The organism is Flavobacteriales bacterium, from assembly GCA_030584065.1.
Taxonomy (GTDB): domain Bacteria; phylum Bacteroidota; class Bacteroidia; order Flavobacteriales_F; family PHOS-HE28; genus PHOS-HE28.
In genome coordinates this window covers 301143-313401 of sequence record CP129489.1, presented here as the reverse complement: position 1 = coordinate 313401, position 12259 = coordinate 301143, and the positions used below count along the sequence as shown (strand labels likewise).

Below are 12259 nucleotides of genomic sequence, written 5' to 3'. Positions count from 1 at the left end.
CCGGTGCCGGCGACCCATTGGCCGCAGGCGTAGTTCGCTAATTGCATGTTCTTCAGCCCATCATATCGGTGGGTGTGCTAAGGTAGCGGCCGGTGGCTTTTTACTGGACCCGAATGGACGGGGATGGACGCTGCCCGGCATCGGCAGCGTCCATCTCGTCCATTGCCTTGTCCATGGAGCAAGTGCAGGGCACACCCTTGCGTGGTGAACAACCTCCCGCCCCTTGACCCGACCGGTCGTGTAAACGCACTCTTTCCGATCCCGGGGGATGATGCACCTTGCGTTCAATGCGGGCGCCACCTGCTCCCACCGTTCTCCTCCGCCTCCGCTGGCTGCAGCTGCGCCGGGCCTTCCCGCCCTACGGCATCGTGTTGCTCGCGCTGGCCGTGGTCCTCGCGCTGGGCCTGATGCACCGCGCCGTGCTGCGGGATGCCTCCTATGCGGCCTACATCGCGGGTGGCGCACTGCTCACGGTCTGGGGCCTGCACCAGCGGCGGCCCGACCTGCACTTCCTGCATCGTCATGTGCCGCAGGCCCGTCTTGCGATGGCCGTGGAGTACGGTGTGCTGGTGCTTCCGGTGCTGGTCGTGCTCGGCCTGACCGGGGCGTGGGTCTCGGCGCTGGTGCTCTTGGCGGCGGTCGCTTTGCCCTGGCTGCCCGTGGTGCGCACCTCCGGTGTCCGTGGTAGCTGGCTCCGGCGTTGGATACCGGCGCGGCTCTTCGAGTGGTGCGGCCTGGTGCAGGGTACACACCCGTGGGGACTGCTGCTGTGGCTGGCGGCGCTGGCCTTCTGCTGGTTGCCGGTGCTGCCGCTCTTCCTGCTGGGCATCGTGGCCCTGATGGCCGCCGGTGCGCAGGAACAGTGCGAACCGCGCGCCATGCTGCTGGCCACCGCACCCGATGCCCGCACGCTGCTGCGCACGAAGGTGTTCGGTGCATTGCGCCTCATGCTCGTGCTGGAACTGCCGGTGCTCTTCGCAGCCACGCTCTTCCAGCCTGACTGGTGGTGGGTGCACGCGGGCTTCGGGCTGGGCCTGCTCACGCTGGTGGCCTATGCCGTGGTGCTGAAGTACGCCCATTACCAGCCCAACGAGCGCCTGTCGGCCAATGGCGCCAACGTGTCCATCGCCGCGCTCTTCGCCATCCTGCCCGGGCTCAACGTGGTGCCGCTGCTCATGCTCCTCACCGAAGTGCCCAAGGCCCGCGCCAACCTTACCGCCTACTTCCATGATCACCCTCGCTGACCTCCGCTGCGCCTACGGCGACAAGCCGGTGCTCGACATCGCGCGCTGCGAGCTATCGCCCGGCGTGCATGGCATCGTCGGCCTCAACGGCGCGGGCAAGACCACGCTGCTCAACGCGCTCCACGGCTTCGGCCGCAATGCGGAAGCACATGTGCTCTTCGCGGGCGCACCCATGGACCACCGCAACACGGCCTTCCAGGAAGCGGAGAGCTATTTCCACCCGGGCATCACCGGCCGCGAGTACCTCGAGCTCTTCGCGGGCGGCAAGGAACGGAGCGGCATGGCGGGCTTGAACGAATTGCTCGAAGTACCGCTCGATGCGCTCATCACCACCTATTCCACCGGCATGCGGCGCAAGCTCGCCATCCTCGGCGCGCTGCACCTGGACCGCCCCGTGGTGATGCTCGATGAGCCGATGAACGGCCTGGACCTCGCCTCGGTGCGCGTGCTGGAGGCCATCATCAAGCGCTTGGCGGAGCGCGGCCGCACGGTGCTCATCACCTCGCATGTGCTGGGCCCGCTCGTCACCCTGTGCGATCGGATCCACCTGCTGCAGCACGGCCGCTTCACGCGCGTGTTCGAGCGCGGCGCCACAGAAGGCTTGGAAGAAGCGCTCTTCGCGGAGCTCGACAAACGGACGAGCGCCGCGATGGAACGATGGCAGTGAGCCGCTGCGGGGGCCTTACTCCACCACCACCTTCCCGCTCCACTGCCCTCCTAGCCCATCATCGATGCGCCAGAGGTGAAGGCCCGGCGCGCAGGCGATCCGCGTTGAGCTTTGTTCCATGCGCTCGCTCCGGAGCAAGCGCCCCTGTGCATCGAAGAGCGTGAGCCTCTCCCCGCCTTCGGCCCCGCGCACCACCATCATGCCCGGCGAAGCGGAGAGCACCTGGCAACGCATGCCCCGCTCCTGCTCTTCCACCCCGACGACCACATCGAAGGTGAGCGTCACGGTATCGGTGTTGCCGCAGGGATCGGTGTAGGTGTGCGTGATGATGTAGGTATCGGAAGTGGAGAATGTGAAGGTGGGAGATGCCTCGGTGGAGGTCTGCCCATCGCTGCACACCCACAGGTGCTCGCCCTCGCCGTTGTGGATCAAGGTGATCCAGTTCCATCCGCTGCTGAAGCCATCGAGCAGCGCGCTGGTGCTTCCTTCGAAATCCAGGTTCCACGTGGGCAGCTCGCCCAGCACCACCGTGCTGGCGATGTCGCGCAGGATGGCCGCCGTGGCCGCGTCGATGGACCCATTGAAGGTGGCCCCGACGCAGCTCTCCTCGAAGAGCGTGCAATAGAACACGCACGCGGCGAGGTAGGTGCCCGCTGGTGAAGGATGACTGCCATCGGCATCGTAGAGGTTGATGGAAGGCTGCGTGTCGCGCACCACTTTCCAGGCGGCGCCCACCGGCGCGGTGTAGCTGTCGTTCCCTTCCGCCAGCGCGATGTAGTTGGTGCGCAGGCCCTGCTGCATGCCATCGTAGGTGCACATGAAAGGGAAGTTGGCGCAGTTCTGCGCGTCGCCGCTCTGCCGCCCCCAGGTCATGTAGAACACCGGCCAAGTGCACTCATAGTTGTCCTTGATCGCCTCAATGAGCGCAATCGCACCGAGCTCGGTCGTGGTGACATCGAAGGGCAGCGCGCCGAGCTGGCTCTGCTCCTGCATCACCACATAGTCCCAGTCCTGCGAAGCGATGGCATCGAGCGTGGGCGCGTAGGTGCTGTGCTGGAACAGCGTGTAGCCACCGGGTGCGGAGGAGGCCACGGTGACGGTATCGCCCAGCGAGAGCGCGAGCTGCCGCAGGGTGTTGGGCAGGTCGTTCACGTAGGTGTAGCTGTTGCCGATGAAGAGCACGGTGGTCTGCTGGGCGTGCAGCGCACCGGCCAGGAGCATGGGGAAGAGGAGTGTGAAGCGCACGGGGTGAAGCTAGTTGAGCAGGGTGAGCGTGCTGCCGCGGTCGGCCACACTCCCCACCTTTCAGCCCACGACGCTACAGCTTCACGAAACGACGCTCCAACCGAACGTTCGGGCCCTGCACCCGGAGCAGGTGAGGTCCGGGCTGAAGCCTTTCCGCATCCAACTCGAATGCGCGACTCGCATTCACGGCGAGGTCCATCACGACGCGACCCACGGCATCGCAGACCTGCACGCGCGTGATGCGCTCCTCGCCTTCCAGCGAGATCCGCAGCGATCCGCTCGTCGGGTTGGGGGTCAGGCTCAGCGCGGCGGACGATCCGACATCGCTGATCCCGGTGCTGCTCACATTCAGCACCTCGCAGTCGCTGGCGTCGTCGCAGATGCCCTGCACGGCCAGGCAGACGAGCTGCACGCCGGGCGCGCTGAAGGTGTGCGTGATACTCGGGGACGTGTACGTGGTCCCATCAAGGTTCCACTCATGCGTGAGCGCAACGGGCGATGTGCTGGTGAAGGTCCACGTGAGCGGGTCGCCGGCGGGCACCATGGTGAATGCCGCATCCACCGGGAAGGTGCAGCAAACGAAGCCGCGCTGGGCCACGGGCTGGGTGAAGGGCGTCACCCATGAGCTCATGCTCTGCCCGCTCTGCTGCGTGGAGCTATGCGGGAACACATTAGGCTGGTACGAGCCCCATCCCTCCTGCACGCTGATGCCCGTGCATGCCCCATTGAAGAGTCCGTCGGTGAGCACGGCATGGATTGCCCCATTGCCCGGCGTGCCCTTGAACGAGGTGACGAGCAAGCCATCCTGGGCTGTGCGCGAGAGGGATACCGGGTACTCGCTTGCCGTGCTGCCGTACAGGCGGTTCTCCACGATCTGGCCGTCCGGGTTGAAGGCGATCAGCAGCGCATCGTAATTGCCGTGGCCCAGCGGGATGTTCTGGGCGCGCGCCAAAGCGATGAGCCGGCCGGCCGAGGCCGTGATGCCGATTACGTCAAAGGCATTGTTGATCACGCGCGTCCATTGGTGATCGCCGCTGCTGTTGAACTTGGTGATGAAGCCGCGCATGCCCGGCGCACCCATGCCCAGGCTGTTGCCGCCGATGTAGAGGTCGCCGGTGGCGGCATCCTCCAGCACGCAATAGGCCTCGTCCGCGCTGGCGCCGTCGAGGCCGCGGGCCCAGAGCTCCAGCCCCGCCGCATCGGTCTTCACCAGGTAGGCGCTGGGTGCTGTGCCTCCCACATTGTCGCCATAGCCCACCAATGCCCTGCCGCCGCCGGATAGCTGAATGGCCTCGTAGGCCCAGTCCCAGCCCGTGCTGCCATAGCCCCAGGAGCCGGTGACGTTGCCGCTCATGTCCACCTGTTGCAGCAGCATGTCGTAGCTGCCCGCGCCATCACGGCGTCCGGCAATGAGCGCTCCGCCGGGGATCGCCGTGAGGCCATGCACCGCGTTCGATCCGCCAGCCACATCGATGAGCCGCTGGCCGATCACGTTGCCATCGAAGTCGAGCACATGCAGGATGCCATCGCGCGAGGACGTGCCCGGTCCCATGGCATAGCCGCCCATGAAGATGCGGTCGCCGCTCACAGCGATGCTTCGGTCGTAGAGGCCCTCCTCATTCGCGGCTTCGGCCAGCGCGCGTGTCCACAGCACAGCGCCGGTGCTGTCGGTGCGCACCACCACCACCCCGTCGTTGAGCTCACCGCCGAAGACGAAGCCGCCATCGGGCAGGGGATGGCCACCGGCCACATTCGTGAGGCCCGGCACCGGGATGGTGATCTCGAAGGTGCTCTGGGCGGAGGCGTGCTCAACCGCGAGGCCTGCGGCGAGGAGCAGTGCTGCGGCGGTCCATATGGTGTGGCTCATGGTGGTCGTTCGGCGGGTGCCGGTCGGTTTGGATCCGCCCCAATCTACCCAAAACGCTCGGATCCCGCCCGCATCACTGCTTCACGAAGCGCAGGCTCGTTGCACCGGATGCGCCAAGGGAATGCAGCACGTACACGCCTGCCGGGTATCCGGTGAGGTCGAGGTCCACCGCGCGCTTCCCGTTGATCGGCCAGGCCCGCAGGATCCGTCCATGCGCATCAAGCACCTCCAAGCGGTCAATGGGGCGCCCACTGATGTACCGCGCATGATCCGACACCGGGTTCGGTAGCAGGAGGCCCCCATCGGGCGCCCACCCGCTCAGGTCCGTGGTGCAGGTCTCGAAGGCGCCGGCATCCAGCGTGGCATGCTGGCAACGCAGCGTCCCATTCACCGGATGCACGTACTCGTACCACGCCACGAGCGGATAACCACTCGTAGCAACTCCTGCGGGATAAGCGATGGCATGCGCGGGTGATGAAGCGGTGATGCGATAGTCGTAGTTCGCTGCATCGGCGAAGCCAACAGACGCGATGCTCGTGGCCTGCAGGTTCCCGAGCGTATCGATGCTGGTTGGCCATGCGCTCATGAAGCTGCCGCCACCGGCGAGGATGTTGCCGTAGGCCTTGAAGAACGCGTTAGCCGGCGCCTGGAAGAAGCTGCCGTTCGCCTTCTCGTTCACCAGGGTGTTGTTCACGGCATACAGCTCGTGCGGACCCGGATTGCTCGTGCCCTCCATGCCGAAGCCGACCAGGTTGCTGTTCTGGCTCTGCAGGCCTTGCTGGATCACGTTGCCGATCAGGTAGGCCTGTCCGCCGTTCGGCAGGTCGATCTCGCGGCTCGCGGTGCCATCGGACTCGTTGCTGAAGCGGTTGTACTCGATCACGTTCACCCAGGCACGGCTCTTCAGCTCGTGGCCCACATCGGCGTGGTGGCTGTAGTTGTAGCGGAAGATCAGCGAGTCCACATGGCCGATGTAGAGGTTGTGCGAATAGCCATCGCCGTAGCCGTGGTAGCCGAACTCACTGTATTCGATGCGCACCGTGCTCGGGTGGTACTCACCGCAGAGGATCCCGTTCTCGTTGTGATGGAACCAGCAATGGCGCACCGTGAGGTTCAGTCCTTCGAGCCGGATGCCTGCGCCGTTGTGATCGGGCACCTGGCACTCGCTGAACTCGATCCACTCCACGGTGGTGTTGTCGCCCTGGATCACCCAGATGGCCTTTTCGCCCCAGCTGAGTCCATTGCTCTCCAGGTGCGCGAAGCCACCCACGCCGCGCAGCACGAGGTTGTCGGCCTGCCAGCGCGCCACGTCGCTCGGGTACACGCCCGCCTCGATGTTCACCGTATCGCCATCGCCAACGAGCGTGGAGACCTGGCTCGGCATGGTGTAGGTGTGGCCAGGGCCGACGGTCCACGCGGTAGCGCACGCGTTACCGATGGAAAGCAGGGGCCAAAAGGCTGTCAGGAAACGCCTCATGCGCTCGAACCAGACCATTCCCGGTTCCGCTGCGCCTCCGCAGTTCTGCAGGCCGCTCATCGCCTCACCGCATAGATCCACTCATCCTCCACCCTGCCGTTCTTCACCAAGGTGCCTTCCAGCTTCGCCTCCAGCTTGAATCCGGCCTTTTCCAGCGCCTTCTGCGAAGCGGTGTTGCTGCCGAAGGGCGTGGCGTAGATGCGTGTCACCTCCGGGAATCCGGCGAAGCCCAGCTCCACCATCTGCCGGATGGCCTCCGTCATGATGCCCTTGCCACGGTGCTCCTTCGCAAGCCAATACCCCAGCTCCAGGTTGCGACGCCAGAGGTCTGGCTTCGGATGAAGGCCGATGGCGCCCGCGCATTCGCCTTCCACCTCGATGCACCGCCGGAGCGGCGGGCTCGTCAAAGCTTCCGCGATGAAGGCGCGGCCGTGCTCCTCCGTGTACGGGTGCGGAAAGGCATCCGTGAGGTGGGCCGCCACGGTGGGGTCGTTGGCATGCCGCACCAGGGCGGGGAGATCCGCCCCGCGGAATGGACGCAAAAGGAATCCGGTCATGTGCGCCATCTGCGGGCAATCCCCTTGGTGCCGGTGCTCAACGCAGGTGCAGGTAGTACTCCGGCGGCCGGGGGCAGTTCACCGGGCACGGCGAGGCGCCCACGAGGATGTCACCCGGCGATCCTGTGACCTCGGCTGCGCCACCGGCCAACCTCACCGGCGCCAGCTCGAAGGTCCAGATCCCGTCCGTCGACCGCCGCTCCAGGAAGCCGATGCCATTGGCACCGCTGATGGACAGCAGCCCGCGCAGGACATCCCCCTTCACCTCCACCGACCAGGTCGGCCTGCCTGAATGGACGACCGCCTTCACCGCCTCCACCGCAGCCGTCTCGTCCAGCAGCAGCATGTCGGTGCGCTCGCCGGAGATGCCCTTGTACAGGCGGAAGCGGAGGGTTCCATCCGCTTCAGGGATGTGGCTGCCCTCCTCCTTGATCGGGGCGCCCAGCACCGCGTAGCCGCCGCCTTCGGCCTTGGCCAGGTAGAAGCGCGCGCCCCAGCCATCCGTAGCCCCCAACAAGGCCTCGACATTCTCCAGGTCGAAGCAAGAGGTCCATTTCACGGCGGGCACAGGGCAGGGCGGGCACGGCTCCTTGGGCAATGCGAAATAGTAAATCACTGCACCCATGGCCGCTCCGACCAGGAGCGTTCCATAGAGCCATGAGGAGGAGTACTTCTTGGGGTCGGTGGCCATGGGGGTAGGGTTTGGTCATGGAAAGCTAACTGACATCATGGTTTCCAGCAAGCCGCTGCATCCTACCTTTCATTCATGGCAGCCGGGGTCTCATTGCGCGGTTTGCACCGACTCCTCCTCGCGGCGGCCTGCGTGTGGTCCGCGGACACGTCCGCACAGGATCGCACAAGGATGCAGGCTTGCGTGGACAGCTGCGAATCCGCCCTCTCCGATGGCGCCTATGCCGATGCAATGAACCAGGCGGAGGAAGCCATGGCCATCGCCGTGGCGCTGCAGGACAGCGCTGCGATCGCCGATGTGCTTGTGAAGCGCAGCACCATCTGGATGATGAAGGGCGACTACAACAGCTCCCTCACCGAGCTGCAGGCCGCGCTGCCCATCTACGAGGCGCTGGGCGATGATTCCGGCATCGCCACGGTCCTCAACGCCATCGGCTCCATCCACTATTTCGACAGGAACTATCCGCGGGCCCACTACTACTACCTCAAGAGCCTGATGATCCGTCAGCGCCAGGGCATCCGGTCGGAGGTGGCCACCCTTTACGGCAACATAGGATCCGTGCTGGAGGAGATGGGCCGCACCGACAGTGCGCTGGTCTACCACAGGCGCCACCTCAGCATCCGCAGGGCCGAGGGGCACCATTGGTGGATTCCCGTGTGCTTCACGAACCTGGGCGTCTGTCACGACAAGATGGGCCGCACCGACAGCGCGCTCCATTACCTGGAGCGGGGCCTCGCCCTCTTCAAGCCCGACGACCGGGGCAGCCATGCCCACGCCTACGCCATGAGCTCGCTCGGACTGGTCCGCCTGCATGCCGGGCGCCTGCGGTCGGCCATCGCCACCTGCAGCGAGGCACTCGCCCTCGCCAACGAAACAGGCGACCTGCCGATCAAGGAGCAGTGCTACAGCTGCCTGTACCAGACCTACCAGGCGCTGGGGGACGCCCATCGGGCGCTGCAGATGCACAAGCGCTACATCGCTGTGCGCGACAGCATCTCCGGCGAGAAGCGGGCCAAGGAGATCGTGCGGATCGAGCTCACCTACGATTTCGAGCGCACGCGGCTCGCCGACAGCCTCCGCCGCGTGGACGAGCAGCGACAGGCAGACTTCGCCTACCAGCAGCGCCTGGCACGCGAGCGCGACCAGAAGCGCGTCTTCCTGTTCAGCTCCATCGGCGTGCTGCTCATCGCCGGCGGCCTCTGGAGCCGGCTGCGGCACATCCAGCGCTCGCGCAACCTCATCAAGCAGGAGCGCGACCGGAGCGACAGGCTCCTGCTCAACATCCTGCCGGCCCCCATCGCCGCCGAACTCAAGTTGCACGGCCGGGCGCAGGCCCGTGAAGTGGATGGGGTGTCCATCCTCTTCACCGACTTCCACGACTTCACCGCCCTAGGCGAGCGCCTGAGCCCGAACGAGCTCGTGGCGGAGATCGACACCTGTTTCCGCGCCTTCGATGCCGTGGTGGCACGCCACGGACTGGAGAAGATCAAGACCATCGGCGATGCCTACATGTGCGCCGGCGGCCTGCCCCACCCGCGCCCGGGCAGCGCCGCCGATACCTTGCGTGCAGCGCTGGAGATGCAGGAGTGGCTTCAGCAGCGGGCCGCTGACCGGCGAGCCCAGGGACTGCCGGCCTTCCGCATGCGGGCCGGAATCCACACCGGCCCCGTGGTGGCGGGCATCGTGGGCGAGAGCAAGTTCCAGTACGATGTATGGGGCGATACGGTGAACACTGCCGCCCGGATGGAGTCGGCTGGCGCCGTGGACGAGGTGAACATCAGCGAGGCGACGCTTCAGGTGGTGAAGGACGAACCGGGCCTTGCATTCTCGCCGCGCGGCCGCATCGGCGCCAAGGGCAAGGGCGAGCTGGCCATGTTCTTCGTGCGCCGGTCGGCCGGATGAGTCCGCGACGCGCCAAGCAGGGCGGGATGGGCCTCCGGCCCGCTCAGAACCACGCGATCAGCTTCAGGTTGAAGCGGCGCGGGGTGAGGAAGTCCGGGATGGAGTACTGGCGGCCGGTGACGTCGGTGATCCAGGTATGGTTGGCGACGTTGTTGATGTTGAGCAGGTTGAAGACCTCCGCGCTCAGCCAAAGGTCGTCCACGTGCTTGCGCCAGCCATGCCGGCTCTGGCCCTCGGCACCCAGGAACTGCTTGCTGAAGCCGATGTCCACCCGCCGGTAGAGGCTCGTGCGGAGCGTATCGGCGTACCGGTTGCTGTTGGGCGGGCCGAAAGGCAGGCCGGTGCCGAAGACCAGGTTCACATGCACCTTCCAGCTGGGCCAGCGCGGCATCTCATCCTGGAAGAACATGGCCACGTTCACCCGCTGGTCGGTGGGGCGAGGGATGAAGCCGGGCTCCACCCGTGCGCTGTCCACCGCCACGTTGTCGCGCGTGTAGCCCGGGTAGATGGTGTCGCCCGCGGCATTGAAGCGCCAGTAGAAGAAGTCATCCTTCAGGTCCTCGCGCGCGCTCAGCACGCCGATGCTCATCCAGCTGTCGATGCCCTCGATGAACTGGCCGGCAAGCTTCACGTCGAGCCCCGTGGCGTAGCCCTTGGCGTTGTTGGTGCCGTAGTACCGGATGCGGATGTTGTCGACCTCATAGGGGATCAGGTCGTCCATATGCTTGTAGTAGGCCTCCGCGGTGAACTTGAAGGGACGGTCCCAGATGTCGAACCAACGGTCCATGCCGAGCAGCGCGTGGATGCTGCGCTGCGCGCGGATGTCGGGATTCAGCGTGCCGTCGAGCCGGCGCACTTCGCGGTAGAAGGGCGGCTGGTAGTAGAGCCCGCCGGCCAGCCAGAAGCTGTAGTCGCGGTCGATGACCGAATCTGGCCGGATGATCCGCTTCCAGCCGGGATGCCAGGTGAGCCGCGCGCGCGGACTGGCCACCGTCTGCCCGTTGTAGGTCCAGTGCTGCGCGCGCACGCCGGCCACCAGGGTCCACCAGCGGTCGCTGCCCGAGTCCCAGCGCCAGGTGTTCTGCAGGTAGCCGCTGGCGCGCAGGCTCTCCATGCTCAGGCTGGCGCGCAAGCTGTTGTTGAGGAAGAGGTCCTCGCCCGTGTTCAGCGGCACGCTGTAATCCGCCGAATCCAGCAGGTACCACTCGTTCAGCCGGTCGTTGATCGACTCCAGGCGGGCATCCACGCCCCATTGCAGGTAGCTCTTCGGCAGCTGCAGATAGCCCTTGTGCGCCAGGGTGTGCACGGTGGCATCCAGGTCGTTGCGGGCATGGTCCAGGTAGGTGCCGATGCCCAGGTCGCGCACCACTTCGCCGAATTGGTCGCTCCCCAGGTCACGCTCCAGCTCGCCGAGCCGATACTGCCCCTGGATGGTGAAGCGCTCGCTCTCGAAGGTGCGGTAGGTGCTGCCCGTGAATTTCAGGAGGAGGTCCTTGTTCACCTGGTAGTTCAGGTTGAGCGCACCGAACCAGGTCTCGAACTGCGTGCGCTCCTGCCCATCGAAGTACACCGTGAACCGCAGCGCCTGGTTGAAGGGCCCGAACTCCGTCTCGCGGTCGTCGGGCACCACATTGTACTGGTTGCGTGAGTACAGGCCGAGGAAGCCGAGCTCCAGGCGGTCGGTGAGGTCGTAGGTCCAGTAGGTCTGCACATCGGTGTACACGGGGCGGTACTCGCCCTTGGTGTCGAGCCCGCTGAGCAGGAAGCGGTTGGTGCGGTAGCGCACCCCGGTGGTCTGCCGCAGCCGAAGGCCGAGCATGGCATTCTCGATGTGCAGGGAGCCGCCCAGGATGCTGGCCATGGCCGTGCCGGCGAACTCCCGCGGGCGGCGGTAGCGGATATCGAGCACGCTGCTCATCTTGTCGCCATAGCGCGCCTCGAAGCCGCCCGCGCTGAACTGGATCCGGTCGATCATGTCGGGGTTCGGGAAGCTCAACCCCTCCTGCTGACCGGCCCGCACAAGGAATGGACGGTACACCTCGATGTCGTTCACATAGACCAGGTTCTCATCGAAATTGCCGCCCCGCACGCTGTAGCCGCTGCTCAGCTCGTTGCGGCTCACCACGCCCAGCTGGCCCACCAGCAGGGCCTCCACACCGCCCAGCGGGCTGGGATTGATGCGCGCCAGCTTGGGGTCGATGCGCTCCACGCCCAGCTCCCGGAGCCGCCGGGAGCCCTCCACATCAACCGGCGCGAGCGTGATGAAGCGCAGCCGCACGTTGATGGTGCGCACCTCGCCCGTATTCACCACCACCTCCTCCGTGACGGGCGTGGTGCCCGAATAGCTCCACATCACGCGGTGCGGCAGGCCCGCCGGGAGCTCCAAGCGGAACTCACCGCGGTCATTGCACACCGTGCCCATGGTGGTGCCCGGTACCGATACCGTGGCCATCGGCAGCGCCGCACCGGTCTCGTCGCGCACCGTGCCCTGCACCGTGCCCGTGGCCTGGCCGAAGGAGACCAGTGCCGGCAGAAGGCAAAGAAGCAGCAGGAGCGCGCGCATCGAAGGGCGGCAAAGTAACGGACCGCCACTTGCCTTGGTATGCGGC

At 66.0% G+C, this 12259-nt stretch carries 9 protein-coding genes; 3 read left to right on the top strand and 6 right to left on the bottom strand.

Features of this window, described 5'->3' with window-relative positions; genetic code table 11:
- Positions 1 to 287 precede the first annotated feature (287 nt).
- Both QY325_01290 and QY325_01285 read left to right on the top strand, forming a co-directional pair.
- Positions 288 to 1244 (top strand): hypothetical protein, encoded by a 957-nt coding sequence (locus QY325_01290; protein ID WKZ66570.1) that lies wholly within the window; start codon positions 288 to 290, stop codon positions 1242 to 1244.
- Entirely contained in the window at positions 1228 to 1911 is a 684-nt protein-coding gene (locus QY325_01285; protein ID WKZ66569.1) for an ATP-binding cassette domain-containing protein, read from the top strand. Before QY325_01290 ends, QY325_01285 begins: the two co-directional genes overlap by 17 nt.
- 15 nt (positions 1912 to 1926) lie before the next feature.
- Here the strand turns inward: QY325_01285 and QY325_01280 are convergent, their stop codons facing one another.
- The 5 genes from QY325_01280 to QY325_01260 all read right to left on the bottom strand — a co-directional run bounded on the left by QY325_01280 (position 1927) and on the right by QY325_01260 (position 7748).
- Positions 1927 to 3156: an SGNH/GDSL hydrolase family protein gene (locus QY325_01280; protein ID WKZ66568.1), complete on the bottom strand. Its 1230-nt coding sequence runs from the start codon at positions 3154 to 3156 to the stop codon at positions 1927 to 1929.
- Between the two features lie 73 nt (positions 3157 to 3229).
- Positions 3230 to 5023 (bottom strand): hypothetical protein, encoded by a 1794-nt coding sequence (locus tag QY325_01275; protein ID WKZ66567.1) that lies wholly within the window; start codon positions 5021 to 5023, stop codon positions 3230 to 3232.
- Between the two features lie 73 nt (positions 5024 to 5096).
- On the bottom strand, positions 5097 to 6560 hold the full coding sequence (locus QY325_01270; GenBank protein ID WKZ66566.1) for a T9SS type A sorting domain-containing protein: 1464 nt from the start codon (positions 6558 to 6560) through the stop codon (positions 5097 to 5099).
- Positions 6557 to 7057 (bottom strand): GNAT family N-acetyltransferase, encoded by a 501-nt coding sequence (locus QY325_01265; protein ID WKZ66565.1) that lies wholly within the window; start codon positions 7055 to 7057, stop codon positions 6557 to 6559. Before QY325_01265 ends, QY325_01270 begins: the two co-directional genes overlap by 4 nt.
- A gap of 37 nt (positions 7058 to 7094) precedes the next feature.
- On the bottom strand, positions 7095 to 7748 hold the full coding sequence (locus QY325_01260) for a hypothetical protein (GenBank protein ID WKZ66564.1): 654 nt from the start codon (positions 7746 to 7748) through the stop codon (positions 7095 to 7097).
- Positions 7749 to 7823: 75 nt separating this feature from the next.
- On the opposite strand from QY325_01260, the gene QY325_01255 reads away from it, so the two are divergent.
- A complete protein-coding gene (locus QY325_01255; protein ID WKZ66563.1) occupies positions 7824 to 9650 on the top strand; it encodes an adenylate/guanylate cyclase domain-containing protein in 1827 nt (608 codons plus the stop codon).
- Positions 9651 to 9693: 43 nt separating this feature from the next.
- Here the strand turns inward: QY325_01255 and QY325_01250 are convergent, their stop codons facing one another.
- Positions 9694 to 12213 carry a TonB-dependent receptor gene (locus tag QY325_01250; protein ID WKZ66562.1) on the bottom strand — a complete coding sequence of 840 codons (2520 nt, stop codon included), beginning with the start codon at positions 12211 to 12213 and terminating at the stop codon, positions 9694 to 9696.
- Positions 12214 to 12259 lie beyond the last annotated feature (46 nt).

What these genes read in the sequence shown, in the direction of transcription:
- QY325_01290 (WKZ66570.1), top strand. Translation starts at nt 288, where the DNA reads ATGCGGGCGCCACCTGCTCCCACCGTTCTCCTCCGCCTCCGCTGGCTG.
- QY325_01275 (WKZ66567.1), bottom strand. Translation starts at nt 5,023, where the DNA reads ATGAGCCACACCATATGGACCGCCGCAGCACTGCTCCTCGCCGCAGGC.
- QY325_01255 (WKZ66563.1), top strand. Translation starts at nt 7,824, where the DNA reads ATGGCAGCCGGGGTCTCATTGCGCGGTTTGCACCGACTCCTCCTCGCG.
- QY325_01285 (WKZ66569.1), top strand. Translation starts at nt 1,228, where the DNA reads ATGATCACCCTCGCTGACCTCCGCTGCGCCTACGGCGACAAGCCGGTG.
- QY325_01265 (WKZ66565.1), bottom strand. Translation starts at nt 7,057, where the DNA reads ATGACCGGATTCCTTTTGCGTCCATTCCGCGGGGCGGATCTCCCCGCC.
- QY325_01260 (WKZ66564.1), bottom strand. Translation starts at nt 7,748, where the DNA reads ATGGCCACCGACCCCAAGAAGTACTCCTCCTCATGGCTCTATGGAACG.
- QY325_01270 (WKZ66566.1), bottom strand. Translation starts at nt 6,560, where the DNA reads ATGAGCGGCCTGCAGAACTGCGGAGGCGCAGCGGAACCGGGAATGGTC.
- QY325_01250 (WKZ66562.1), bottom strand. Translation starts at nt 12,213, where the DNA reads ATGCGCGCGCTCCTGCTGCTTCTTTGCCTTCTGCCGGCACTGGTCTCC.